Annotated in this window: 26 protein-coding genes, 2 tRNA genes and 1 pseudogene; 19 read left to right on the top strand and 10 right to left on the bottom strand. The window is 69.1% G+C overall.

All coding sequences use genetic code 11. From position 1 onward, the window contains the following. Window positions 1–6 precede the first annotated feature (6 nt). Genes AC07NS_RS21495 through cobA form a run of 5 tightly spaced genes read right to left on the bottom strand, consistent with a single transcriptional unit; the run spans window position 7 to window position 4169 of the window. Complete coding sequence (locus AC07NS_RS21495; RefSeq protein ID WP_494606561.1) at window positions 7–750, bottom strand: phosphoadenylyl-sulfate reductase; 744 nt, start codon at window positions 748–750, stop codon at window positions 7–9. Continuing rightward, entirely contained in the window at window positions 750–1274 is a 525-nt protein-coding gene (locus AC07NS_RS21490) for a DUF934 domain-containing protein (protein WP_494606559.1), read from the bottom strand. Before AC07NS_RS21490 ends, AC07NS_RS21495 begins: the two co-directional genes overlap by 1 nt. After that, a complete protein-coding gene (locus AC07NS_RS21485) occupies window positions 1258–2916 on the bottom strand; it encodes a nitrite/sulfite reductase (protein WP_494606557.1) in 1659 nt (552 codons plus the stop codon). The genes AC07NS_RS21490 and AC07NS_RS21485 overlap by 17 nt, the downstream gene beginning before the upstream one ends. Window positions 2917–2925: 9 nt before the next feature. Next, window positions 2926–3294 carry a DUF2849 domain-containing protein gene (locus AC07NS_RS21480; protein ID WP_487289502.1) on the bottom strand — a complete coding sequence of 123 codons (369 nt, stop codon included), beginning with the start codon at window positions 3292–3294 and terminating at the stop codon, window positions 2926–2928. Further along, window positions 3291–4169 (bottom strand): uroporphyrinogen-III C-methyltransferase, encoded by an 879-nt coding sequence (cobA, locus tag AC07NS_RS21475; protein WP_494606555.1) that lies wholly within the window; start codon window positions 4167–4169, stop codon window positions 3291–3293. The genes AC07NS_RS21480 and cobA overlap by 4 nt, the downstream gene beginning before the upstream one ends. Before the next feature lie 223 nt (window positions 4170–4392). On the opposite strand from cobA, the gene gcvA reads away from it, so the two are divergent. The 3 genes from gcvA to AC07NS_RS21460 are packed head-to-tail and all read left to right on the top strand — an operon-like array spanning window position 4393 to window position 6003. Further along, on the top strand, window positions 4393–5349 hold the full coding sequence (gene gcvA, locus AC07NS_RS21470) for a transcriptional regulator GcvA (protein ID WP_110120251.1): 957 nt from the start codon (window positions 4393–4395) through the stop codon (window positions 5347–5349). A gap of 37 nt (window positions 5350–5386) precedes the next feature. After that, on the top strand, window positions 5387–5722 hold the full coding sequence (locus AC07NS_RS21465; protein WP_487289506.1) for a chorismate mutase: 336 nt from the start codon (window positions 5387–5389) through the stop codon (window positions 5720–5722). Beyond that, window positions 5719–6003 carry a hypothetical protein gene (locus AC07NS_RS21460; RefSeq protein WP_494606553.1) on the top strand — a complete coding sequence of 95 codons (285 nt, stop codon included), beginning with the start codon at window positions 5719–5721 and terminating at the stop codon, window positions 6001–6003. Before AC07NS_RS21465 ends, AC07NS_RS21460 begins: the two co-directional genes overlap by 4 nt. Window positions 6004–6093: 90 nt before the next feature. Here AC07NS_RS21460 and AC07NS_RS21455 read toward each other — a convergent pair whose 3' ends face one another. Further along, entirely contained in the window at window positions 6094–6834 is a 741-nt protein-coding gene (locus AC07NS_RS21455; RefSeq protein ID WP_494606551.1) for a siderophore-interacting protein, read from the bottom strand. 145 nt (window positions 6835–6979) lie between these two features. Between AC07NS_RS21455 and AC07NS_RS21450 the strand changes: the two genes are divergently transcribed. Beyond that, a complete protein-coding gene (locus AC07NS_RS21450) occupies window positions 6980–7792 on the top strand; it encodes an AraC family transcriptional regulator (RefSeq protein WP_494606549.1) in 813 nt (270 codons plus the stop codon). Between the two features lie 3 nt (window positions 7793–7795). Here AC07NS_RS21450 and AC07NS_RS21445 read toward each other — a convergent pair whose 3' ends face one another. Beyond that, complete coding sequence (locus tag AC07NS_RS21445) at window positions 7796–8134, bottom strand: Hpt domain-containing protein (RefSeq protein WP_492856161.1); 339 nt, start codon at window positions 8132–8134, stop codon at window positions 7796–7798. A gap of 84 nt (window positions 8135–8218) precedes the next feature. Here AC07NS_RS21445 and AC07NS_RS21440 point away from each other — a divergent pair. From AC07NS_RS21440 to AC07NS_RS21425, 4 genes and pseudogenes are all read left to right on the top strand, one after another. After that, window positions 8219–8294, top strand: a tRNA-Lys gene (locus AC07NS_RS21440). A 188-nt stretch (window positions 8295–8482) separates the two neighbouring features. Next, window positions 8483–8558 (top strand) — tRNA-Lys (locus tag AC07NS_RS21435). 201 nt (window positions 8559–8759) lie between these two features. Then, window positions 8760–10088, top strand: a complete 1329-nt coding sequence (locus tag AC07NS_RS21430) for an MFS transporter (protein WP_494606547.1) — start codon at window positions 8760–8762, stop codon at window positions 10086–10088. Beyond that, window positions 10088–10214 (top strand): annotated as a pseudogene (locus tag AC07NS_RS21425) (hypothetical protein). Before AC07NS_RS21430 ends, AC07NS_RS21425 begins: the two are co-directional and overlap by 1 nt. Window positions 10215–10258: 44 nt before the next feature. Here AC07NS_RS21425 and AC07NS_RS21420 read toward each other — a convergent pair. Continuing rightward, window positions 10259–11257 (bottom strand): zinc-binding dehydrogenase, encoded by a 999-nt coding sequence (locus tag AC07NS_RS21420; protein ID WP_494606545.1) that lies wholly within the window; start codon window positions 11255–11257, stop codon window positions 10259–10261. Between the two features lie 113 nt (window positions 11258–11370). Between AC07NS_RS21420 and AC07NS_RS21415 the strand changes: the two genes are divergently transcribed. The 3 genes from AC07NS_RS21415 to AC07NS_RS21405 are packed head-to-tail and all read left to right on the top strand — an operon-like array spanning window position 11371 to window position 14682. Beyond that, window positions 11371–12981, top strand: coding sequence for an FAD-binding oxidoreductase (locus tag AC07NS_RS21415; RefSeq protein WP_494606543.1), 1611 nt, complete (start codon window positions 11371–11373; stop codon window positions 12979–12981). Next, window positions 12978–13976, top strand: coding sequence for a zinc-binding dehydrogenase (locus AC07NS_RS21410; protein WP_494606541.1), 999 nt, complete (start codon window positions 12978–12980; stop codon window positions 13974–13976). The genes AC07NS_RS21415 and AC07NS_RS21410 overlap by 4 nt, the downstream gene beginning before the upstream one ends. 58 nt (window positions 13977–14034) lie before the next feature. Then, window positions 14035–14682, top strand: a complete 648-nt coding sequence (locus AC07NS_RS21405; RefSeq protein WP_494606538.1) for a glutathione S-transferase family protein — start codon at window positions 14035–14037, stop codon at window positions 14680–14682. Between the two features lie 142 nt (window positions 14683–14824). Here AC07NS_RS21405 and AC07NS_RS21400 read toward each other — a convergent pair whose 3' ends face one another. Together AC07NS_RS21400 and AC07NS_RS21395 are read right to left on the bottom strand one after the other, a co-directional pair. Then, window positions 14825–15664, bottom strand: a complete 840-nt coding sequence (locus tag AC07NS_RS21400) for an SDR family NAD(P)-dependent oxidoreductase (protein WP_494606536.1) — start codon at window positions 15662–15664, stop codon at window positions 14825–14827. Window positions 15665–15666: 2 nt separating this feature from the next. Continuing rightward, entirely contained in the window at window positions 15667–15981 is a 315-nt protein-coding gene (locus tag AC07NS_RS21395) for a RedY/HapK family protein (protein WP_494606534.1), read from the bottom strand. Between the two features lie 120 nt (window positions 15982–16101). Here AC07NS_RS21395 and AC07NS_RS21390 point away from each other — a divergent pair, with 120 nt between their 5' ends. The 8 genes from AC07NS_RS21390 (at window position 16102) to AC07NS_RS21355 (ending at window position 25134) form a co-directional block, all read left to right on the top strand. Next, window positions 16102–16986, top strand: coding sequence for a polysaccharide deacetylase family protein (locus AC07NS_RS21390; RefSeq protein ID WP_494606532.1), 885 nt, complete (start codon window positions 16102–16104; stop codon window positions 16984–16986). Window positions 16987–17038: 52 nt separating this feature from the next. Then, on the top strand, window positions 17039–17839 hold the full coding sequence (locus tag AC07NS_RS21385; protein ID WP_494606528.1) for an HpcH/HpaI aldolase/citrate lyase family protein: 801 nt from the start codon (window positions 17039–17041) through the stop codon (window positions 17837–17839). 18 nt (window positions 17840–17857) lie between these two features. Next, window positions 17858–18379 carry a MaoC family dehydratase gene (locus tag AC07NS_RS21380; RefSeq protein WP_101715660.1) on the top strand — a complete coding sequence of 174 codons (522 nt, stop codon included), beginning with the start codon at window positions 17858–17860 and terminating at the stop codon, window positions 18377–18379. A 2-nt stretch (window positions 18380–18381) separates the two neighbouring features. Continuing rightward, window positions 18382–19563 (top strand): acyl-CoA dehydrogenase family protein, encoded by a 1182-nt coding sequence (locus tag AC07NS_RS21375; protein ID WP_494606526.1) that lies wholly within the window; start codon window positions 18382–18384, stop codon window positions 19561–19563. Continuing rightward, window positions 19563–20720 (top strand): CaiB/BaiF CoA transferase family protein, encoded by a 1158-nt coding sequence (locus tag AC07NS_RS21370; RefSeq protein WP_494606524.1) that lies wholly within the window; start codon window positions 19563–19565, stop codon window positions 20718–20720. Before AC07NS_RS21375 ends, AC07NS_RS21370 begins: the two co-directional genes overlap by 1 nt. Further along, entirely contained in the window at window positions 20717–21826 is a 1110-nt protein-coding gene (locus AC07NS_RS21365; protein ID WP_494606522.1) for a CaiB/BaiF CoA transferase family protein, read from the top strand. The genes AC07NS_RS21370 and AC07NS_RS21365 overlap by 4 nt, the downstream gene beginning before the upstream one ends. 535 nt (window positions 21827–22361) lie before the next feature. Continuing rightward, window positions 22362–23717 (top strand): MmgE/PrpD family protein, encoded by a 1356-nt coding sequence (locus AC07NS_RS21360; protein ID WP_494606520.1) that lies wholly within the window; start codon window positions 22362–22364, stop codon window positions 23715–23717. 19 nt (window positions 23718–23736) lie between these two features. Beyond that, window positions 23737–25134 (top strand): phenylacetate--CoA ligase family protein, encoded by a 1398-nt coding sequence (locus AC07NS_RS21355; protein ID WP_494606518.1) that lies wholly within the window; start codon window positions 23737–23739, stop codon window positions 25132–25134. The last annotated feature ends 1 nt before the right edge of the window (window position 25135 follow it).

Below are 25135 nucleotides of genomic sequence, written 5' to 3'. Positions count from 1 at the left end.
AGCGTCTCAGATGTCGCCGCCGACATTGGGGGCCACGCCCGGGGCGCGGGCGACGTGGATGCCGCACTCGGTCTTGTCCTGGCCCTGCCAACGGCCGGCGCGGACGTCGGCGTTGGGGTCGTCCACCGGCTTGGTGCACGGCCAGCAGCCGATCGAGGGGAAACCCTGGGCGACCAGCGGGTGGGTCGGCAGCTGATGCTCGGCGACATAGGCGTCGAGCTCGGCCTTGCTCCAGTTGGCCAGCGGGTTGAACTTGATCTGGCCCTCGGTCTCCTCGACCACGGCCAGGCGCAGGCGGTCGCCGCCGTGGAAGCGCTTGCGGCCCGTGCACCAGGCCGAGAAACCTTCCAGCGCACGATCCAGCGGCAGCACCTTGCGGATGTGGCAGCAGGCGTCGGTGTCGGTGCGCCAGAGGTCCGACTTGGGATCGGTCACCGCGATATCCGCGAAGGCCGGGCGCAGGTCGCGCACGTCGGTGAGGCCAAGCTGCGCGGCCAGGCTCTTGCGATAGTCCAGGGTCTGGCCGAACAGCATGCCGGTGTCGAGGAACAGCACCGGGATGTCCTTCGAGACCTGCGAGGCCAGGTGCAGCAGCACCGCCGACTCCGCGCCGAACGAGCTGACCAGAGCCAGCTTGTCGCCGAAGGTCTCGTAGGCCTTGCGAAGTATGGTCAGCGGATGGGCGTCGCGCAGTTCGGCGTCCAGCCGCGCCGCCAGGGTCGGCGCGGCGTCGGTCTGGTCGTAGGCCATCAGAGAGCGCCTTCCTCGGCTTGCGCGCGCTCGTCCGCCGCGATCGGGCGGGCGTCGACGGCGCGCTGATAGACATGGCGGAAACGGTTGGCGGCCTTGGCCCAAGCCTCAGGCGACGAACCGTCGTTGGGCTCGAAGGCGTCGAAGCCGACGCGCACCATGAAGCCGGCCTGCTCCTGCAGCACGTCGCCCACGGCGCGGATCTCACCCTGGTACTTGAAGCGCTCGCGTAGCAGGCGGGCCGAGGTGTAGGCGCGGCCGTCGCGGTACTTCGGGAAGGCCAGGGCCACCACCGACAGGCGCGGCAGGTCGTAGGCCAGGGCCTCGACCTCTTCGGCCGGCTCGATGCGCACGCCGACGCGGCGGCTGTTGGACGACAGCAGCGCGTCGCCCTCGGCCTGGAAGCGGGTCAGCGACAGGATGACGTCGCCGGCGTCCGGAATGGCGTCCTCGTCGGCGACGTTGACGAAGGCGTTTTCAGCGAACTGGGTCGCGCCGTCGATCAGCTTAATCAGCTTGGGCATAGACCGCTTCCTTGAAGGGCTCGAGGCCGACGCGGCGATAGGTGTCGAGGAAGCGTTCCTCGCCCTGGCGCGCGGCCAGATAGGTGTCGACCAGGGTGTCGATGGCGGGAGCGACCTTGTCGGCCGGCAATGCCGGGCCGAGGATCTTGCCGATCGTGGCGTCTTCCGCGCCCGATCCGCCGAGCGAGAGCTGGTAGAATTCCTCGCCCTTCTTGTCGACGCCCAGGATGCCGATGTGGGCCACGTGGTGGTGGCCGCAGGCGTTGATGCAGCCGCTGATCTTGATCTTCAGCTCGCCGATCGTCTCGGCCCGGTCAGGGTCGGCGAAGGTCTTGGCGATGTCTTGGGCGATCGGGATCGCGCGCGCATTGGCCAGGGCGCAGTAGTCGAGGCCCGGGCAGGCGATGATGTCGCTGACCAGGTCGATATTGGCCGTGGCCAGGCCGTTGGCCTCGAGGATCGCGTGCACCGCGGGCAGGTCGTCAAGTTTGATGTGCGGCAGGACGAGGTTCTGGGCGTGGGTCACGCGCAGGTCGTCCAGGCCGTAGCGCTCGGCCAAGTCGGCCACGACGTCCAGCTGGTCGGCGGTGGCGTCGCCCGGCGTCTGGCCGATGGCCTTCAGCGAAACCTCGACGATGGCGTAGCCCGGCTTCTTGTGCGGCTTGACGTTGTTGCGCGCAAAGCGAGCCAGCGACGGACTGGCGGCCTTGGCGGCCTCGAAGATTTCCGAGCGGGCCGGCAGGGTCTCGAACGGGGTCTGGGCGAAGGCGCCGCGGATGCGGGCCAGCTCCACGTCGCCGAGATCGGCGCGGCCTTGATCGATCTTGGCCCACTCTTCCTCGACCTGGCGGCCGAACTCCTCGGCGCCGAGGGCGGCGACCAGGATCTTGATGCGGGCCTTGTAGATGTTGTCGCGGCGGCCGTGGCGGTTGTAGACGCGCAGGATGGCTTCCAGGTAGCTCAGCAGGCTCGAGGCCGGCAGGTGCTGCTTGATGGTCGGGCCGACATAGGGCGTGCGCCCCTGCCCACCGCCGACGATCACCTCGAAGCCCAGCGAGCCGTCGCGGGCACGGCGCAGGATCAGGCCGATATCGTGCACCTTCACCGCCGCGCGGTCGGTCAGGGCGCCGGTAATGGCGATCTTGAACTTACGCGGCAGGTAGCTGAATTCCGGGTGCAGGGTCGACCACTGGCGGATCACCTCCGACCACACGCGCGGATCGTCGATCTCCTCGGCGGTGGCGCCGGCATAGGGATCGGCCGTGGTGTTGCGGATGCAGTTGCCGCTGGTCTGGATGGCGTGCAGGTCGACCTCGGCCAGGGCGTCCAGGATGTCCGGCGCGTCCTTCAGCTTGATCCAGTTGAACTGGACGTTCTGACGCGTGGTCATGTGCCCGTAGCCCTTGTCGTAGGTGCGGGCGATCCAGGCCAGACGGCGGGCCTGGCGGGCGTTGAGCGAGCCGTAAGGGATGGCGACCCGCAGCATGTAGGCGTGGAGCTGCAGGTAGAGGCCATTCATCAGCCGCAGCGGCTTGAACTGGTCCTCGGTGAGGTCGCCGGCCAGGCGGCGAGCCACCTGGTGACGGAACTCGTTGGAGCGGTCCGTCAGGAATTCACGGTCGATGACGTCGTACTGATACATAGGGTCGGCCTACTTGCGGCGGATCAGGTCGACGCGGCCCGTCGAGCGGGCGGCGCCGGAAGCGTGGCGGATGGCTTCGACGACGGCGCCGCCTTCAGCCTGCTTGCCGTGGAGAAGTTCGTTGGTGGGGCCGAGCGCGCGGATGCGTTCGCGGTAGCTGACCGGGGCCAGGCCCAGGCCTTCGACGGTGATCAGGTCGATCGGATAGGGATCGACGATCACGGTCGGGGCGGCCTTGCCGGCGGCGACGGCGGCCTCGACCTGCTCGCCTTGCTCATCGTCGAACAGCTGGGCGTCGCCGAAGCCGTCCACCCACGCGCCTTCCTTCCAGAAGACGACCTCCCCGTCGATCAGGCGATTGGCGGTCACGGCTTTCATTGGCCCGAACTCACGTTTTGAACTTCGAAGACGGCGGCGGTTGCGACGCTGCCGGGAACTTGCCCCGATATATGGGGGATTTCGGCCATGGCCATGGCCTCGCCAACCATCAGCAGGGCCGGTCCCTTCAGCCCCTCGGTCGCGGTCGCCAGACCGGCCAAGGTGGTGAGGATGCGGCGCTCGTCGGCGCGGCTGGCGTTCTCGACCACCAGGGCGGGGGTCGAGCCGGCGCGGCCGGCGGCGGTCAGGCGCTCGGCGATGAAGCCCGCGGTCGAGACGCCCATATAGACGACGACGGTCTGGTTCGGACGCGCTAGGGCGGCCCAGTCCAGATCCGGTTCGCCGTGGGCGGCGTGGCCGGTGACGAAGGTGACGGCCTGGGCGCTGCCGCGATGGGTCAGGGGCGCGCCGGCGCCGGCGCTGGCGGCGAGCGCCGCGGTGACGCCGGGCACGACCGTGCAGTCGATCCCGGCCTCGCGGCAGGCGGACAGCTCCTCGCCGCCGCGGCCGAACAGGAAGGGATCCCCGCCCTTCAGGCGCACGACCTCCAGGCCTTCGCGGGCCAGGGCCACCAGCAGTTGGTTGATGTCGTCCTGCGGCAGGGTGTGGCGCGACTTGCGCTTGGCCACGTCGATGCGGCGGGCCTGGGGGGCCAGGTCGAGAATCTCGGCCGAGACCAGACCGTCGTGCACCAGCACGTCGGCGGCCTGCAGGGCCTTCAGCGCCTTGATCGTCAGCAGGTCGGGATCGCCGGGACCGGCGCCGACCAGCGTCACGCGCCCGACCGCCGGCCGCACGCCCTCGCCGCCGCGAAGCGCGACGAGACGGGGTTCAGCCTTGCGATCCCCAATCCTGCGGTCAGAGGGTGACGCCATGCGCGATCCCAGGTCCTCTAAAAGCGTCGATGGACGCGCAAAAGCAGCGCGAGCCGATCGACCCTCGCCGTCCAAACCCAATGAAATACGGGGCGAACCCGAAAGCTCGCCCCGCTCTTGCCCGCCGACGAAAAGGGCCAATCCGTCAGCGAACGCTTGCAAACTGGGCGCGGGCAGGCCAATTCGCAAACAAGGACTTCTGCCGGGGCGTTCAGTAAAACTCATGGAACGACAGAACGAACGGCGCCGCCTTCCGCCTCTCAACGCCCTGCGGGCTTTCGAGGCCGCGGCGCGCCATCTGAACTTCAGCCGCGCCGCCGACGAACTGTCGGTGACGCCCGGCGCAGTGAGCCAGCAGATCCAGAACCTGGAAGACTATGTCGGCGCGGCCCTGTTCAAGCGCACGCCCAAGGGTCTGCTGCTGACCGACGCGGCCCAGACCGCCCTGCCCGCCCTGCGCGAAGCCTTCGACCGCCTGGCCGAGGCCGCCTCCCTGCTGACCGCCGCCGTCGACGGCCGCCGCCTGACGCTGACGGCCGCCCCGTCCTTCGCCGCCAAGTGGCTGGTGCCGCGCCTGGGCAAGTTCGAACAAGCCCAGCCGCAGGTGGACGTCTGGCTGTCGGCCGGCATGGAGGTCGTCGACTTCGCCGCCGGCGAGGTGGATCTCGCCATCCGCTACGGCTCGGGCCGCTATCCGGGCCTGGAAGTCATCCGCCTGCTCAACGAGACGGTCGTGCCCGTCGCCAGCCCCGAACTGCTGGCCGAGACGCCGCTGGAAAGCCCCGAAGACCTGTCGCGCCACATCCTGCTGCACGACGGCTCGCCCGACGCCGACGATTCGTGCCCGGACTGGGCCATGTGGCTGGCCGCGCGCGGCATCAAGGGCGTCGACGGCGCCCGGGGGCCGCGCTTCAACCAGTCGAGCCTGGTGATCGAAGCCGCCGCCAACGGCCGCGGCATCGCCCTGGCCAAGCGCACCCTGGCCCAGGCCGACCTCGACGCCGGCCGCCTGGTGATCCCGTTCGACATCGCGACCTCGGTCGACTTCGCCTATTACGTCGTCCACCCCAAGGCCAAGGGCCGCCTGCCGCAGGTGAAGGCCTTCGTCGGTTGGCTGAAGGACGAGGCGGCCGCCCACGAAGCCGCCCTGCTGACGATCGACAACGGGGCCGGCATCTAGGCTGGAACAGCCCCGTCAAACCGGCTTAAAGGGGCGCATGATCAAGACGACTCTCAACGTCGACGAGCGCCTCGCGCCGGCCGACTGCCAGACCATGGTCGACGTGCGCCAGGGCGTCGACGCCCTGGACCGGGCCCTGGTGGCCCTGCTCACCGAACGCCAGGGCTACATGGACGCCGCCGCCCGCATCAAGACCGACCGCAGCAAGGTGTTCGACCGCGCCCGCATCGAGGACGTGGTCGACAAGGTCAAGGCCGCCGCGCGCGACGCCGGCCTGTCCGAAGCCATCGCCGAGCCGGTGTGGCGCACCCTGATCGACCGCTGCATCGCCTACGAGCACGACAGCTGGGACCGGACCAAGGGCGCCGCGTGACCAAGGAAGAGATCGACAAGCTGCTGGACGAGATGGTCGCCGAAGCGCTCGCCAAGGGCGACGACGACCTGCGTCCGGGCCTGATCTATCTGAGCGACCGGGCGTACGGCACGGAGATCCGCACCGAGACGGTGTCGGCCAAGCGCGGCCAGCGCTATCGCGGCGTGAGGGTGTTCGTGTCGCGCAGCTACGACACCAAGGTCATCACCCGCAAGGAGACGGCCGGCCTGGAGGTCGGTGAGTTCGAGGACCTGACGGACTCGATTCCGAACCCGACATAGGCCCGCACTCCGATCCCTCTTTCGGGCGATCGCTCCGTGGCGCGCCGGCATCCGCCCGGAAGAAGCCGACGGAGCGCCAGGTGATCGACATCAATCCAGCCCCGTCTTGCCCTGGGCCCAATAGGCCTTGGTGAGGATTCGCCTGGACTCGACCGCGCGTCGCTTCAGGCCATGCCGCAGCTTCTGGACAGCCGCCGCCCGCCCCGTCAGGACGAAGGACGCGCCCACGCCGGCCAGAGACGAAAGCGCCTCGCCGATCGTGTCGAGGTGGGCCTCGTCGGCCGCCTTCCTGAACAGCGCGGCCTTCGAAAGCCCAAGCCGCTCGACGACGATCTCCGCCTCCGCCAGATCGGCGACCTCGAAGACGCAGGACATGCTCCGCGCGGGATGCTGCGCGGCCAGCGCACAGGCCAGCCCGATCGAGGTCTCGTCGCCGAACACCACCAGCGGCCCGGCCAGCGGCGCCGCGCTCAGCGAGGCGCGCGGACCGAAGAGGTCGCACGACGCGCCGGGCGCGAGCGACCGCAGCCAATCGCTGCCCCGCCCCTCGCCGTGCGCATAGCCCAGGATGCGCGCCCGGCCCTGGCCGGCGTCCCAGTCCATCGGCGTATAGGTGCGGGCCACGAAGGCCGACCCCATGGCGACCTGGATCTTCTGCCCCGGGGCCCAGGAGACGCCCTTCAAGGCCGCGCCCTCCAGAGTGACGAGCCGGAAGCGGTCGCCGATCGGCTGGCAGGCGGCGATCCTGGCCGGCCGCATCATCAGGCGGATCAAGGCTTGGCCAAGACCGCCCCGCGACGGGTCCGTGCGTGCGTCGATCGACATGGTCATGGCCGCTGCATCCTTCTCGAAACGCCAAGCCGAACCGATCTCGACTTGCCTCCAGTGATCGGATAGCCAGAAGCGGCGATGGCGTCATTCCGAAGGATCGCCAGATTATTATCGAATTCCGCCACACCCTCGTTCGGAGCCGGCCGTGCCCATCATCAGCGACCTGACGGCCAAGGACGACTGGATCGAACCCGACGAGGTTCCCCGGCCGATCGTGGTGTTCGGCGCGATGATGGACGAGGTCGGCGGCATCGAGCTGGACCCGCACCGTCACCGCAAGGGCCAGATCATCCTGGTGCAGCGAGGCGCGCTCAGTTGCGAGGTCGAGGGCGGACTATGGGTCGTGCCGCCCCGGAGCGCGATCTGGATTCCCGGTGGCGCGCTGCACGCCATCAGGGCCAGCGGCGCGCTGGAGGGCTACAACGCCTTCATCGACCCGCGGATCGACGCGCGCCTGCCCAGGGCCTGCTGCGCGGTGTCGGTGACGCCGCTGCTGAGGGAGCTTCTGGCTCGCGCGGCGCACCTGCCCTACCTCTACGACGAGAGCGGGGCCAATTGCCGCCTGGTGTCGGTGCTGCTCGACGAGGTGGCGGCCGCCCATGTCGAGGACCTGCACCTGCCGATGCCCGCCGATCCGCGCCTGCGCAGGATCGTCGACGAGATGATGGCCCAGCCCGCGGCGCGGGGCAGCCTCGCCGCCTGGGCCAAGCGCGCCGGCATGAGCGAGCGCACCCTGATGCGCCTGATCGATCGCGAGACCGGCATGAGTTTCGGACGCTGGCGCCAGCAGCTGTGCGTGGTGCTGGCCGTCAAATGGCTGGCGGCCGGCGCGTCGATCCAGAGCGTCGCCGCCGACCTCGGCTACGAGAGCACGCCCAGCTTCGTGACCATGTTCCGCAAGGCGCTGGGCGCCTCGCCCGGTCGCTACATGGCCGAACGCCACCCAGCGCGCGCCTGACCTCTAACCTTTGAGCGAGCGCAGCGCCTGCTCGTGGACATAGGCGGCGATGTCGAGCAGCACCGCGTCAAGCGCGGTGATGACTTCGTCCAGACTGGCCTCGCCGGCCTCGGCGCGCTGGCAGACGTCGCCCAGCGCATTGGCTCCGACGCCCCGCGCTGCGCCCTTGACCGTATGCACCGCGTCGCGCCAGCCGGGATGGTCGGGAGACAGCATCGGAGTCCACAGCGCGGCCTGTTCGCGAAACAGCGCCAGCACCTCTTCGATCACCGTGGCGTCGCCGGCCGCGAACCCTTCCAGATAGGCGAAATCCACGGCTCCGCTGATATCTCGCCTGGCCATCGAAAAAGTCCTTGCGCTCTCAAATTCATTGCGTATGTTCCGCGCCTCGCCGCCGGGGCGCTTCAGCGCTTCGGAATCGCGAATGGGTGTATAGCTCAGTTGGTAGAGCAGCTGACTCTTAATCAGCGGGTCGTAGGTTCGAATCCTACTACACCCACCATTCTCCTCAAAACTTGATCCAGTAAAGAATTCCCCCTCCGGGGCCCTCTTGCTGTGTTTGCGCGCCTGGCGTCAGGTGCGACGAATATATCCACACCTAATGTTCTGAAGTGGATTGCGCTCCCCGCGTCTTGGGGTATGTATCGCGCCTCGCCGTCGGGGACGCGAAAGCGACTTCGAAACGCGAACGGGTGTATAGCTCAGTTGGTAGAGCAGCTGACTCTTAATCAGCGGGTCCAAGGTTCGAATCCTTGTACACCCACCATTCTCTCTTCCTTGAAAAATAAGTCTTTTCCCTTCGGGGACGCCAGAGCGGTGCGCCTCCGTGTGAGTTTTTCGAACTCTCGCGTGTGAGTTTGCGCGAAAACGCTCCGCGCTTGTCCGACTGTCGGGCGCCGCCGCCCACGCCCCCTTGAACCTCCGTTTCGCGCCTAGCGTCGCCGATCCCTTTCATCGGATCCGCGCCATGACCGCCGCCAAGCCGCCCTCGCCCCGCCTGCCCCTGCTCGTCCACGCCGGCTATGGCGCGGGCCAGATCGCCGGCCAGGTGTTCCGCGACGCCCCCTCGCTGCTGCTGTTGTTCTTCATGACCAATGCGCTGGGCGTCGAGCCGGCGCTGGCCGGAGCGGCGATCTTCTTTCCCAAGCTGTTCTGGGGCCTGATCTCGGACCTGACCGTCGGCCTGGTGTCGGACCGCTGGAAGGCCCAGGTTCCGCGCCGGCTGTGGCTGCTGGTCGGGGCGCTGCTGGCGCCGGCCGCGCTTATCCTGCTGTTCCACGTGCCGGAAGGGAGCCCCGCGTTGAAGGCCGGCTACGTGGCCGCCGCCTTCAGCGTCTACATGATCGTGTTCGGGGCCTTCTCGGTGCCGTACCTGGCGATCGGCACGGAGCTGTCCGACGATCCCAAGGAGCGCACCGTGGTCATGGCCTGGCGGATGGGCTTCTCGGCCATCGGCCTGCTGGTCGGCAGCGCCCTGGCGCCGGTGCTGGTGCAGACCTGGGGCGGCGGGCGGCCGGCCTATTCACAGATGTCGCTGGTTCTGGCGGCGGTGTGCTCGGTCAGCCTGCTGATCGCGTTCCTCGCTTCGCCGCGCCCCGTGGTGCAGGCCGCCGGCGCCCCGGCCATGCGGCTGAAGGCGATTCTCAGCGCCGTGGCCGACCCGACCTTCCGACCGCTGCTGGGCGCCTATGTGCTGCAGCTGATCGGCTCGGGCCTGGGCTACGCGGCCATGGTCTACTTCCTCAGCTACAACATGGGCCGCCAGGACGCCCTGACCCAGATCGGCATGATCGTGCTGGTGATGAGCGCCGTGGTCATCGCCGCCCAGCCGCTGTGGATCAGGCTGTCAACCGCCTTCGGCCGCAAGCGCGTCTACATCGCCGCCGCCTTGGGCCATGCCGTGGTCCAGGCCGCCTGGGGCGTGATGGCCGGCGCGCCCCTGCCCGCCATCTACGCCGTCGTGGTGCTGTTCGCCCTGTTCAATTCCGGCTGGAGCCTGATGGGCTACAGCCTGCTGTCGGATGTCATCGCCAAGGACGAGGCCGAGCACGGCGAAAGCCGGGCCGGGGTGTTCTCGGCGCTATGGACCGGGGCCGACAAGATCGGCTTTGCTTTGGGCGGCACGCTGCTGACGGGTCTCGTTCTGTCGGCCTTCGGCTTCTCCAGCGCCCTGGCGGTGACCGGCGCGCCCCAGCCCGGCTCAGCGCTGGTGGGCGTGGCGATGGCGTTCTCCTATCTACCGGCGGCTTTCAACCTGGCTGCGGCGGCGCTCTATGCGCGGTTCGGGAGGGCCTAATCCACCCAACTCGTCATCCCGGCCGAAGCGAAGCGCAGAGCCGGGACCCAGGCGACTGGGCTCGGCGGTAAGGCTCACAAACGAACAGAGGCCGACGCAGTGCGCCGACCCCTGGATCCCGGATAAGCCCTGCGGGCTTTCCGGGATGACGTACTTATTGAAGTCGAAAGCTACGCGACCTTCACCAGCGTCTTGCCGGCGTTGGCGCCCTTCATCAGGCGCTCGAACTGGGCCGGGGCCGACTCGATGCCTTCGCCCAGGTCCTCGACCTGCACCAGGCGGCCTTCCTTGAGCCACGGCTCGGCGGTCTTCACCCACTCGCTCCAGCGCGGATAGAAGTCGTAGACCACCAGGCCCATGACGGCGGCGCGCTTGCCGACGATGGGGCCAAGGCCGAACTGCGGCGGCGGGCCGTCGGCGTGATAGTGGGCCGACAGGCCGCAGATCACCACCCGGCCATAGGTCTTCAGCAGGCCGAACACTGGATTGAGGATCGGCAGGCCGACATTCTCGAAGTGAGCGGTCGGGCCGCCGTCGGTCAGGGCCTTCAGTTCATCGACCCAGCCTTCGTTGCGGTAGTCGACGGCAGCGTCGAAGCCGTAGCGCTCGACCACCTGGGCGACCTTGTCGGCCCCGCCGGCGATGCCGACGGCCTTGGCGCCGAGGATTTTCGCAATCTGCCCGGCTGTGCCGCCGACGCTGCCAGCGGCTGCATCTACCGTGAAGACGTCGCCCTGACCGACCTTGGCCAACTGGGTGACGCCGGCCCAGGCGGTCAGGCCCGGCATGCCTAGCACGCCCAGGTGATTGGAGACGCCCAGCGAGGCGTCGACCTTGCGGGCGAACTTGGCGTCCATCAGGCCAACCTGCGCCCAGCCGGCGTCGCCGACCACGTGATCGCCCGGGACGAAGTCCGGATGGCCCGAGGCGATCACCTCGGCGACCGACGAGCCCGGCAGGGTCTCGCCCGGGGCCGGGCGCGGCTCGCCCATGTGCCGCCCACGGAAGCGCGAGCCGAGATAGGGGTCGAGCGACAGGTAGAGCACCCGCACCAGAAGCTGGCCGGCCGGGGCCGTGGTCGGCGCGGCGCGCTCGATCACCTCGAAATCGGCGGCGACGGGCACGTCCTCGATCGGGCGCTTGATGACGACTTCCAGGGTCTTGCTCATGGTCAGCTTCGCTCCGGCGGGCGCCGCCTGTCGGAGAGAGCATGCGCCCCCTGCCCGGCCGCCCCGCGGTTGGGACTATCGATGGCGCGAACCCTAGCTTTCCGGACCTGCCCGTGGCCGCCGCCGAATTCGATCCATCCGCCAGCCGAACTTCCGCGCTCGCCGCCCTGCGGGCCATCGTCGGCGAAACCGGCGTCCGCGACGACGAGGCGGCCCGCGTCCTCTTCAGCCAGGACATCTTCGCCATCGCCGACGAGACGGTGCTGGCCGTGGTCGCGCCGACCAGCGTGGGGCAGTTGGCCGCCATCGCCGCCCTGGCTGCGCGAGAGGGCCTGGCCCTGGCCCCGCGCGGCGGCGGCATGAGCTACACCAAGGGCTACATTCCGGCGCGAGCCGGCACGCTGAGCCTGGATCTCTCCAAGCTCGACCAGATTGTGCGCATCGACGCGGCCGACATGGTCGCCACCGTCCAGGCGGGCTGCACCTGGAAGACGCTGGACGACGCTCTCAAGCCTCTGGGCCTGCGCGCGCCGTTCTGGGGGCCAATGTCGGGCCTCTCCTCGACCATCGGCGGAGGCCTGTCGCAGCAGAACGCCTTCTTCGGTGCCGGCCATTACGGCACCACCAGCGAGAGCGTCGTGGCCGTGACCGTGGTGACTGGCGACGGCCGCATCCTGCGCACCGGCGCGCGCGGCCAAGACGGTGAGCAACCGTTCTGGCGGTTCTACGGGCCAGACCTGACGGGCCTGTTCGGCGGCGACTGCGGGGCGCTGGGGATCAAGGCCGAGGTGACCCTGCGCCTGATCCGCCGGCCGGCGCACGAGGCCTACGCGTCCTTCGCCTTCGCCGACGCGGCCTCGATCATCGGGGCCATGGCCGAGATGACCCGGGCCGGGATCGCCAGCGAGCTGTGCGGTTTCGATCCGAACCTGACCAAGGTGCGCCTGCGCCGCTCGTCGCTGCTGAGCGACGTCAAGGTGCTGAAGGACGTCGCCGCCAAGCAGGGCTCCGTGATCAAGGGCGCGGTGGCCGCCGCCAAAGTGGCCCTGGCCGGCCGCGATTTCGTCGGCGTCGACGACTATCCGCTGCACGTGATCTGCGAGGGCCGCAGCAAGGCCGGCGTCGAGGCCGACCTCGCCGAAGCCAAGGCCATCGCCAGGCGCTTCTCGGGGCGCGAGATCGAGAACAGCATCCCGCGCATCATCCGCGCCCAGCCCTTCCCGGCCGCCAATTCGATCCTCGGGCCGGGCGGCGAGCGGTGGGCGACGCTGCAGTGCGTGGCGCCGCTGTCGCGGGCGGTGGCGATCCACGCGGCGATCGAGGCCGTCTATGCCGAGATGGCGCCCGCCTTCGCCGAGCACGGGATCGACACGGCCTTCATGTTCACAGCGCTGTCGACCAACGCCTTCGTCATCGAGCCGACCTTCTACTGGCCCGGCGCCCGCCACGCCCTGCACGAGGCGACGATCGAGCCGCACCTGCTGGCCAAGCTGCCGGCCCAGCCCCACGACCCGGCCGCCTTCACCGTGGTCAGCCAGGCCCGCGCGCGGGTGATGACGATCTTCCAGGCCGAGGGCGTCGGCCACCTGCAGATCGGCCGCGTCTATCCTTACGCCGAAAGCCGCGACGAGGCCTCCCGAGCGCTGCTGCAGGCGGTGAAGGCCGCGCTGGATCCGCAGGGTCTGATCAATCCCGGCGTCCTCGGCCTCGGAGCCCCGCAATGACCTACCGCGCCCTCGAACTGCGCCGCTTCGCCCGCACCCTGCGCGAGGCCGCCGACGTGGTGGAGATCCCCATGCGCGCCCCCGGTCCCGGCGAGGTCGCCGTGCGCAACGCCTGGTGCGGGATCAACGGCCTGTTCGACGTGCAGATCGCCCGCAACGCCGTCAGCTACGTCAAGGTCTCCCCGCCGATGCCGATGGGCGTCGAGGCGGTCGGGATCGTCGAAGCCGTGGGCGACGGCGTGACCGATCTGGCGGTCGGCGACGCAGTGGCCAGCGTGCGCTTCGGCGGCGGCTATCGGCAGATGAACATCGCGGCGGCGAGCACCTTCGTGAAGGTGCCGGCGGCCGACCAGGAATCGCTGATCCTGGCCTCGACCGGCGTCTCGGCCCACGTCGCCTTCCACCAGATCGGCCAGGCCCGCCCCGGCGAGACCGTGGCGATCTCGGCGGCTGCCGGGGGCCTTGGCCACATCCTGGTGCAGATCGCCAAGGCCCACGGCTGCAGGGTCATCGCCGTCTGCGGCGAGCCGAAGAAGGCGGCGTTCGTGCGCAGCCTGGGCGCCGACGCGGTGATCGACTACCGCGCCGAGCCGGTCGCCGCCGCCCTGGCCCGCGACTTCCCCGAGGCCCTGGACGTGGCCATCGACACCGTCGGCGGCGAGATCTTCGACGCGTTCGCCGACAACCTGGCCCGCCACGGCCGCCTGGTGGTGGCCGGGGTAGCGCAAGACATGGACGGCGGCGCCGAGATCGTCAGCGCTCCGCGCATCGCCCACAAGCTCTACTACAAGGCCGCCTCGATCCGCGGCTTCATGAACGGCCTGCTGACCGAACGCTGGCCGGCGGCCCGGGCCGACCTGACGGCGCTGAAGGCGGCCGGCAAGCTGAAGGCCGTGGCCGACGACACGGCGTTCGAGGGCGTCGAGGCGATCTACGACGCGGTGGACTGGCTGAACTCGGGCAAGTCGATGGGCAAGGTGACGGTCAGGCTCTAGCGCGCCCGGCATTGCCAGCCACGCCGTTCCGCTCCTTGATGCCCGAGGGGAGGACGACATGCTGACCATCTGGGGCCGCCGCAACTCGTTCAACGTGCAGAAGGTGCTGTGGCTGGCCCACGAACTGGGCCTGGCCTACGAGCACGTTCCAGCGGGCGGCGGCTTCGGCGGGCTGGACTATGCGGACTTCCTGGCGCGCAATCCGCACGGGCGCGTGCCGGTGATCGACGACAACGGCGTCGTGGTCTGGGAGTCGCACGCCATCCTGCGCTATCTGGCCGCCCGCCACGGCGGTGCGCGCTGGTGGGCGGAGAACCCGGCGGCGCGGTCGCGGCAGGACCGCTGGATGGACCGGTCGCAGGCCAGCCTGCAGCCGGACTTCCTCAACGGCGTGTTCTGGGGCTTCTACCGCACGCCGCCGGCGCGGCGGGACATGCCGCGGGTAGAGGCGGCGATCGCCAAATGCGCGGCGCATTTCCGGCTGCTGGACCAGGTGCTGACGGACCAGCCCTGGCTGGGCGGCGACGAGATCGGCTTGGCCGACATTCCTGCGGGCACGGCGCTCTATCGGTATTTCGAGCTAGAGATCGACCGCCCCCACGTGCCGAACGTGGTCGCCTGGTACGAGCGGCTGCAGGCGCGGCCGGGGTATCGGGCGAACGTGATGATTCCGTTCGGGGAGCTGGAGGGGCGGCTGGAGTATTGAGGCTGTCCACGCCCCTCAAACCGTAAAACCCCCGCGAAAGCGGGGGCCCAGGTGTTTTATCGTCGAGCGCCGCGGGTTGCAGAAAAAGCCTGGGTCCCCGCTTTCGCGGGGATTTTACGGAAGAAGGTAAGCGTAGAGCGCCTCAGTGCGGCTCCTCGCCCCCCGAGACGTTCAAGCTCTCCGCCGTGATGTACTTGGCGTCGTCGGAGCACAGGAAGGCCACCGCGTCGGCGGTGTCCTCGGCCTTGCCGGGACGGCCCAGCGGGATGCGGGCGGCCATGGCGGCGAGGTAGGCCTCGACCGAGGCCGCGCCGGTGACCTTGGCGAAGTATTCGTTCTGCCAGACGCCCAACCCCGTGGTCACGTGGTTAGGGCAGACGTTGTTGACGGTGATCTGGTGCGCGCCCAGCTCGATCGCGGCCGAGCGGGTCAGGCCCACCAGGCCGTGCTTGGAAGCGGTATAGGCCTGGGCGTGCGGGAAGCCCGACTTGGCCGCCTGGCTGGCGATGTTGACGATGCGTCCGCCCCGCCCTTGCGCGATCATCACCTCGGCGGCGGCCTTCAGGCCGAAGAAGCAGCCGGTCAGGTTGACGTCGATGACCGCCGACCAGTCCTCGGGACGGACCTCCATCAGCGGCTTCATGATGTAGCCGATGCCGGCGTTGTTGACCCAGATGTCGAGCGAGCCGTGGGTTTCCTTGGCATGGTCGGCCAGCGCCCGGACCTCCTCCCAGCGACGCACGTCGCAGGGCTGGGTGCTGGCCGACCCGCCGTACTGGCGCAGATCGGCGGCGATCGCCTCCATCTCCTCGGTCCCGCCGATCATACCGGCTGGGGTAGAGGGATCGACGGGGCGACCAAGATCGGAGACGACAACCGCCGCTCCCTCCTGCGCCAGGCGCCGGGCGATGGCCTCCCCCAGGCCCCCGCGCCGGCCGGACCCGGTGACGACCGCCGTCTTGCCCTCGAAACGTCCCGCCATGCTCAACCCACCTTTTCGGTGACGATGAAGGTGGTGTCGGCCAGGGCCTGGAATTGGGCGGCGATCGCCTGCATCGTTTCGCTCGCCACGTCGGCCCCGAAGGCGTCCATGTCGGCGACGTCGATGATCTCGATATATTGGTAGGGCGGCGCGGCCTCGGACCCGAGCAGAGCGGCCGAGCGGAAGACCTCGAACTTGTCGATCGACTTCAGGCCGTTGACCGTGGGCAGGTCGCTTTCCTTGGCCCAGGCCTCGTAGTCGGCGGCCGAGACGCCGGGCTTCAGGTTGAACAGGGCGACAATCCGCGTGACGGCCATGAAGCGCTCCCTCCGTTGCGGCTCCAGCGCCGCCGTGAAGATTGAAGCCGCATGCTGGATCGCCGCCCCGATGGGCGCGAGCGCCGCGCTCAGACTGTTCGCCTCTTGGAGAAAGCCCCCATGCCCGCACCTGACGATTTCCGCTGGCCGGACAGCTCTCGCCTTGCCCTGTCGATCGTCGTCAATGTCGAGGAAGGCGCCGAGCACAACATCCGCGACGGCGACAAGGGCCCCGAGCCCGTCGACGAGCTAGGCGCGGTTCCCAAGAAGCCGATGCGGATGCACGGCAGCGAGAGCAACTATCTGTATGGCGTCAAGGCCGGCGCACCACGGATCCTGCGGATCTTGGATCAGCACGGCATCGAGGCCACCTGGACCGCCGCCGCCCTGGCCCTGGAGCGCGCCCCGGAGCTGGCCGCCGCCATCCGCGCCCGCGGCGACGAGGTGGCCGCCCACGGCTATCGCTGGACCCACCAGTTCTGGATGGACGAGACCAAGGAGCGCGAGTTCATCACCAAGGCCGCCGACTCGATCGAACAGACGATTGGCGCGCGCCCCTCGGGCTGGCTGTCGCGCTACCTGCACACCGACCACACCCGCCGTCTGCTGGCCGAGGCCGGGTTCAGCTATCACATGGACGACTATTCCGACGACTTCCCCTTCTGGGACCGCGTCGAGACGGCCGACGGCACGAGCAAGCCGATGGTCATCCTGCCCTACGCCATGGACTCCAACGACATGAAGTTCTGGCTGGCCCCGTCGCTGACCGCCAAGGACTGGCTGGACTACGCCGTGGCCACCTTCGACGAGCTGCACGCCGAGAGCCAGGAGGTCGGGGCGCGGATGATGAGCCTGGGGCTGCACCTGCGGATCATCGGCCGTCCGGGCCGCATCGGCGCCTTCCGCAAGTTCCTGGATCACGTCGCCGCCCACGACGGCGTTTGGATCGCCTGTCGGAGAAAGATCGCCGAGGCGTTCGCGCAAGGGGTCCCGATCGGCGATTGACGGCCAGGGCGATTGTCCTGACATTTCAACGACACGGGCGGCTTTGCCGATCATGACCTATCGCTCGCTGCTCTTCGTGCCCGGCACGCGTCCGGACCGCTTCGGCAAGGCGCTGGACGCCGGGGCCGACGCGGTCTGCATCGACCTGGAAGACGCCGTGCCGCCGGCCGGCAAGGCCGAGGCGCGGGCCGCCGCCCTCGCCTTCCTTAGCCAATTCCACACCGCCGTGGTCGGCCTGCGGATCAACGGCGTGCGCACGCTGGAGGGCCTGAAGGACCTCGTGGCCCTGGTCGAGAGCGAGGCCCGCCCCGCCTTTCTGATGATCCCGAAGGTGGCTGCGCCGGAAGACCTGCTAACCGCCGGCGAGATCCTGCCAGGCATGGCGCTCTGGCCGGTCGTCGAGTCCGCCGAGGGCCTTCGTCGCGCCTTCGAGATCTGCGCCGCGCCTGGCGTCGCCGGCGCCCTGTTCGGCGGGGCGGACCTGTCGGCCGACCTGGGCTCGACCATGGACTGGGACGCCCTGCTGCTGGGCCGAGGCACGCTGATCGCCGCCTGCGGCCGCGCTGGCGTCGCCTCGCTGGACGTGCCGCACCTGAACATCGCCGATCCGGACGACCTGACTGCCTCGACCTTGCGGGCCAAGGCCCTGGGCTTCACCGGCCGGTCCTGCATCCACCCGGCCCAGGTGGCCGCGGTGAACGCCGCCTACACCCCCTCGCCCGCCGAAATCGAGCGCGCCCGGCGCGTGGTCGAGGCCTTCGACGCCGCCGGCGGGGCCGCCGCCCTGCTGGACGGCAAGCTGATCGAACTGCCGGTCATCCGCGCCGCACGGCGCGTGCTCGACCGCATCTGAATTCGTAGGAGAATGCCCGTGTCGCAGAACTGGAAAGAGGTCGGTCCTCAGCGCTACCGCGAGACCTTCGGCCGCTATTTCGAGGACTTCATCGTCGGCGACGTCTACGAGCACCGCCCCGGCAAGACGGTGACCGAGTACGACAACCACCTGTTCACGCTGCTGACGCTGAACACCCATCCGATGCACTTCGACGCCGAGTTCGCCAAGGCCTCGGAGTTCAAGAAGAACCTGGTGGTCAGCCCCTACACCCTGGCCCTGCTGATCGGCATGAGCGTGACCGACGTCTCGCAGAAGGCCATCGCCAACCTCGGCATGGACGAGGTGAAGTTCAGCGCCCCGGTGTTCGCCGGCGACACGATCTATGGCGAGAGCGAAGTGCTGGCCAAGCGCGAGAGCAAGTCGCGCCCCGGCCAGGGCATCGTCACGATCCTGACGACGGGTATCAACCAGGACGGCACCGTCGTCTGCACCTTCAAGCGCAACATGCTGATCCCGGCGCGCGGCCACGCCGTCGAGGACAAGGTCGGGAACTACTGACGATGAGCGAGATCTCGGAAGCCGACGAACGCGCCATCCTCGACGCCATCGACAAGTGGCTGGAGAAGAAGGTCGCCCCCGTGGCGATGCAGCTCGAGCACGACGACGAGTATCCTCACGCCCTCGTCGAGGACATGAAGGAACTGGGTCTGTTCGGCGCCCTGATCGACCCGGAATACGGCGGCCTGGGCCTTTCGGCCCTGACCTATTCGCGGATCGTCACCAAGATCAGCGCCGAGTGGATGAGCCTGACGGGCGTGTTCAACTCGCACCTGATGATGGCCATGGTCGTCCAGAAGTTCGGCACGCAGAAGCAGAAGGACTTCTGGCTGCCCCGCTTCGCCAGCGGTGAGATGCGCGGCTGTCTGGGCCTGACCGAGCCGGACGCCGGCACAGACCTGCAGGGCATCCGCACGGTCGCCAAGCGCGACGGCGGCGACTACGTCGTGAACGGGACCAAGACCTGGATCACCAACGCCATCGAGGGCCATGTCTCGGCCCTGCTGGTGAAGACCGATCCGGAAGCCCAGCCGCGCCACAAGGGGATGAGCATGCTCATCACCCCGAAGATCGATCCCGAGACCCGCGCCCCCATCGCCGGCGTCACGAACGGCCGAAAGCTGGAGAAGCTCGGCTACAAGGGCATCGACAGCGGCGAGTTCATCTTCGAGGACTATCGCTGCGACGCCGAGCTGTGCCTGGTCGGCGGCGAGGAAGGCCAGGGCTTCGTCATGGCCACCGGCGGCCTGGAGATCGGCCGCATCAACGTCGCCGCCCGCTCGGTCGGCATCGCCAAGCGCGCGCTGATGGAAAGCGTCAAGTACGCCCAGGTCCGCAAGACCATGGGCAAGCCGATCGCCCAGCACCAGGCCATCCAGCTGAAGCTCGGCGAGATGGGGGCCAAGACCCGCGCCTCGGAGCTGCTCGTGGAAGACGCCGCCAAGGCCTACGACCGCGGCGAGCGCGTCGACATGGAAGCGGGCATGGCCAAGTACTTCGCGTCGGAGACGGCGCTGGAGGTGGCCACCGAGGCCATGCGCATCCACGGCGCCTACGGCTATTCCAAGGAATATCCGATCGAGCGTCTGTTCCGCGACGCCCCGCTGATGTGCATCGGCGAAGGCACCAACGAGATGCAGCGGATCATCATCGCCCGCCAGCTCGTGGCCCGGAACCCGGTCTGATGGGAGACGTTCGCCGCCCGCTCGCCGGGATCAAGGTGTTGGCCGTCGAGCAGTACGGCGCCGGCCCCTACGCCACCCAGCTGATGGCCGAACTGGGCGCCGAGGTCGTCAAGATCGAGGCCCCGGCCATGGGCGGCGACGTCAGCCGCGCCACCGGCCCGTTCTTTCTGGGAACGGCCGACAGCCAGTTCTTCCAGACCTTCTCGCGGTCGAAGAAGTCCATCGCGCTGGACATCAAGACCCCCGAGGGCCGCGCGGCCTTCGAGGGTCTGGTGCGCGAGGCCGACATGGTCGTCGACAACCTGCGTGGCGACCAGCCCGGCAAGATGCGGCTAACTTACGACGACCTGAAGGGCGTCAATCCCGCCATCGTCTGCGGCCACCTTTCCGCTTACGGGCGCGGCAACAGCCGGGCCGGGTGGCCGGGCTACGACTACCTGATGCAGGCCGAGGCCGGGCTGATGAGCCTGACCGGCGAGCCTGATACGCCGCCGGCCCGGCTGGGCGTGTCGATGGTCGACTTCATGACCGGCACCATGCTGGCCTTCGGCGTGGTCAGCGCCCTGCTGTCGGCGCGGACCACGGGGCAAGGCTGCGACGTCGACGTCTCGCTGTTCGACGTGGCCCTGCATCAGCTCTCCTATCCCGCCGTCTGGGCGATGAACGAGGGCTACAAGGTCCAGCGCCTGCCGCGCGGCGCCCACCCGTCGATCGCGCCCTCGCAGGCGGTGAAAACGGCCGACGGTTGGGGCCTCGTCATGTGCCAGACCCCGAAGTTCTGGGAGGCGCTGTGCGACCTGGCCGGCGCCGCCGAACTGAAGGCCGATCCGCGCTTTACCGACATCCCCAGCCGCCACGCCAATCGACCCGCGCTGAGCGAGGCGATGGACGTGCTGTTCGGCCAGCGCACCACGGCCGAGTGGACCGCTCTGCTGGGCGGCAAGGTTCCGTTCGCTCCGATCCTCGAGATGATGGACGCGCTCGACAACCCGTTCGTGGCCGAGGTGGGCATGCGCGACGTCGTCGCCCATCCTGACCGTGCGGAAGGCTTGGCCATGCTGGCCTGCCCCGTGAAGATCGACGGCGAGCGGATGCCAGGCGCCCGCGCGCCGAAGCTGGGCGAACACACGGACGAAATTCTGGGAGCTGCCTCGTGAAGCTGGAAGGCGTCCGCGTTCTAGACCTGTCGTTCTTCCTGCCGGGGCCGATGCTGACCCTGATGATGGCCGACCACGGCGCGGACGTGCTGAAGATCGAGCCACCCGGCGAAGGCGATCCGGCCCGCGAGATCGGCTATCGCAAGAACGGGACGAGCGTCTGGTTTCGCAATACCAGCCGTGGCAAGCGCAGCCTGCAAGTGGACCTCAAGTCCGCCGAGGGCCGCGCCCTGCTGCTCGATCTGGCCGCCGAGGCCGACGTGGTGGTCGAGGCCTTCCGGCCCGGCGTCATCCAGCGACTGGGCTTCGACTACGAGGCCGTGAAGGCCCGCAATCCGGGCATCGTCTATGTGGCGATCTCGGCTTTCGGCCAGACCGGTCCCTATCGCGACAAGCCGGCCCACGACATCGCGGTGCAGGCCCTGGCCGGCATGGTGTCGTTGAGCGAAGGGTTCGATGGCAAGCCGACCCCGCCGAACATGCCCGCCGCCGACGCCCTGGCCAGCCTCACCGCCCTGTCGGGCGTGCTCATGGCCCTGCTGCGACGGGAGAAGACGGGCCAGGGCGACTATGTCGACGTGGCCATGTTCGACAGCGTGCTGGCCTGGACGCCCAACGTCACCGGCAAGATCTTCGCGACCGGGCGGGCGCATGTTCCCAAGGACGAACGCTCCTGGGGCGGCAACGCCATGTACGGCCTCTACGAATGCGCCGACGGCCAGTGGATCTGCCTGGGCGGCTCGGAGGTGAAGTTCGCCCGCAACCTTCTGGCGGGCCTCGATCGCCTGGACCTGCTGCCCTATGCCGAGCTTCAGCCCGGTCCCGGCCAGGAGCCGCTCCGAGCCTTCCTGCGCGAGGCTTTCGTCACCAAGACCCGGGCTGAATGGGAAGCCTGGTTCGAGGGCCGCGACGTCTGTTTCGCGCCGGTGCGCACGCTGAAGGAGACCTTCGAGGATCCAGCCCTGGAAGCGCGGGGCATGCTGTCGCGTGACGCCGACGGCAATGAGATCGTCGGCACGCCGATCCTGTTCTCGAATGAGCCGGCGGTGATCGACCCGGTTCCGCCCGCGCTGGGCGCCGGTCCGGCGGGGTGGCGGGCGCGCTAGACTGAGGCGGGCTTCAGAAACTCTCGGTTATATTTTCACCGAGCATCCCCGCGAAGGCGGGGATCCAAGCCGAGCTCGCGGCTCGTCCACGGCCTCGCCCCATCCTGAACGTCCGCTTGGATCCCCGCCTTCGCGGGGAAAGTCGGATTGAGGGGGTGCCGGCAGACGCTTGCCGGGCCTCCCCCTTCCAAAAGCCCGTCGCTCCGTCCAAAGCGCGGGACGACGGGCAAGTTGGAAGAGGAAGACGTCAGGACTCCGCCCGCTCGCGTTCCATCTGGTCGAGCAGCATCGGTCCGGCTTCCATCAGCAGAAACGCGCTGGTCAGCAGCAACAGAACACGCATCAGCATGGCGGCTCTCCTGGCTTGCGGACGATCCCCCGATAGTCCGCGAACAGAAGGCTGAACCCGTCCCGCCCAGGCGCGACGGGGATTTCGCGTTTGGCCGACTGGCGGACAGCCGCGCCGTTGTCCGCTGTGCGCGCAAACCCGAACGCCGCGTCCGAAGGCGGCCGGCGCCGCTGCTAGCGTCGCCACATGATCGCCGCCGAAGCCCTCGTCGACCACGCCCTCTCCCTGCGCTGGGACGCCCTGCCGGACGCCGTCCAGGCCGACGCCCGCCGGCTGCTGCACGACGCCGTGGCGGTGTGCGCGGCCGGCGCGGGCGCGGCCTATTCCGACGCGATCCTGGCCGCCGCGCGCGGCTGGGGCGGTGAAGGCGACGGCCTCGTGCTCGGCCGCCCCGGCGTGCGCCTGCCGCCGGCCCAGGCCACCTTCGTCAACGCCTTCCAGCTGCACGGCCAGGAGTACGACTCCGTCCACGAGAAGGCCGTGCTGCACCCGCTGCCGACCATCGCGCCGGCCCTGATCGCAGAGCTGGACCGTTCGGGTCCGTACAGCGGCGAAGAGGTGCTGGCCGCCATGGTCGCCGGGGTCGACGTCGCCATCGCCTTGGGGGTCGCCGCGACGACCGCCCTGCGCTTCTTCCGGCCGGCGACGGCGGGGGTGTTCGGCGCGACGGCGGCCCTGGCGCGGCTGAAGCGCCTGCCGCGCGAGACGGCGATGGACGCCATGGGCTACGCCCTGGCCTTCAGCAGCGGCACCATGCAGGCCCACACCGAGGGCAAGCCCGCCCTGCCTGTCCAGATCGCCGCCGCCGCCCGCTCGGCCCTGCAGGCGATCGACGTCGCGCAGGCTGGCCTGCCCGGACCGCGCGACTGGCTGGAGGGGCCGTTCGGCTACCTGCCGCTGTTCGAGGCCGGGTTCGACCTCGCCCCCGTTCTGGCCGATCTCAAGGACCGCCGCCGCATCGCCGAAGTCTCCTGCAAACCTTTCCCCACGGGACGCGCCTGCCACGGCGGCCTGGTGGCGGTGCGCAAGCTGGCGACCGAGCACGGCGTGACGCCCGCGGACCTCGAAAGCCTGACCTATTCGGCCCCGCCGCTGATCCGCCACCTGGTGGGCCGCGTCGCCAAGCCGGAGATGGATACGGCCTACGCCCGTCTCTGCCTGCCTTACCTAGCCGCCGTCATGCTGACCCGCGGTCGCGTCGGGCTCGACGACTACACCCCCGAGCGCCTGAACGAGCCCGACGTCCTGGCGCTCGCCGCCCGCATCGTGGTCGAGAGCGACGGTAATCCCGATCCCGCCGCCTTCGTGCCGGCCCGCGCCATCGCCCGCCTGAAGGACGGCCGCGAGATCGTTCTCGACGTCACCGCCCAGCTCGGTTCGCCCGACTTCCCGATGAGCCGCGACGAGCACTTGGAAAAGGCCCGCTCGTGCCTGGCCTTCGTCGGCATGGAGGCCGTCCACGCCCCCCTGACCGACCTCTTCGACCGCTTCGACACCCTGGCCGACGCCCGCGAGGCCTTCCTCCTCGCCAGCGGCGGCTAGCTCTCTCCCCAAGGTTCTCATGTCCCACCAGACCTACTGGCAGTCGCTCGACTACCCCGCCCTCGTCGCCGACCACCCGATCGGCGAGGCCTTCACCCAGTTCGCCACCACCACCAGCCGCGACGAACTGCGCTGGCGGCAGAACCGCCTGTTCCTGCGTTGCGTCGAGCGGGCCTGGAAGACGCCCTTCTACCAGCGCCTCTGGAGCGCGGCGGGCGTCCAGCCCGGCGACATCCGCTCGCTCGACGACCTGCCGGGCCTGCCCAGCTTCGACAAGTCCGACATCATGGCCTCGCTGGAGCGCAAGCCGCCGTTCGGCGACTTCGCCGGCTTCGAGGGCTATCCGGACAGCCAGCGGCCGCCGGTGATGCTGCACACCACCTCGGGCACCACGGGATCGCCCCAGGTGCTGCTGTTCGGCCCCAAAAGCCGCGAGGTGCAGAACCTGCTGCTGGCCCGCAACTACCAGTTCCAGGGCCTGCGGCCGGACGACGTGATCCACTCGGTCTACGGCCACGGCATGATCAACGGCGGCCACTATGTGCGCGAGGCCGTGACCCGCTGGACCAGCGCGACCTTCCTGTCGGCCGGCACCGGGGTCGAGACCCGCTCGGCCCAGCAGGTCGAGGTCATGAAGCGCTTCGGGGCCACCGTGTTGGTGGGCTTCGGCGACTACCTCAAGAAACTGGCCGACACGGCGCTGGAGATGGGCATCGAACCGGGCCGCGACATCCCCGTGCGGCTGATCTCGGCGCACCTGGGCCGCGAGGACCGGGCGGCGATGGAGAAGGTGTGGGGCGGCGCCAAGTGCTTCGACTGGTACGGCGTCGGCGACACCGGCCTGATCGCCGGCGAAGGCCCCGACCGCGACGGCCTCTACGTGCATGAGGACGCGCACTACCTGGAGATCTGCGACATTGACACCGGCGCGGCCGTGGCGCCGGGCGAGCTGGGCGACATGATCGTCACCTGCCTTTTCAAGGACGACCTTTATCCGCTGATCCGCTTCAACACCCACGACGTGACGCGGGCGATTCCCAAGCCGTCGTTGATCGACGTGGTGTTCCAGCGGATCGAGGGCTTCCTGGGTCGCTCTGACAACATGGTCAAGATCCGCGGGATCAACATCTTCCCGCAGGGCGTCGGGGCGATGCTGGAGCATGCGCCGGCCTTCGCCGGCGAGTTCATCTGTCGCGCGCGCCGCGACGCGACCGGCCGCGACAGTTTCGCGGTGACCGCCGAGACCACGGCCGACGCCGCCGAATGGCGAGATATCGCAAGCTTTTACGGCGAAATCCTGAAGCGGAAGATCGGCATCGAGGTCGAGGTCGAGCTGGCGCCGAAGGGCGCAACGGCGGGCCTGACCCAGATCGACGTGCGCCAGAAGCCGATCCGCCTGATCGACGAGCGCTACTGAG

Source organism: Caulobacter sp. GW821-FHT10A10 (assembly GCF_059415745.1).
This window is presented reverse-complemented; position numbering and strand designations above follow the sequence as displayed.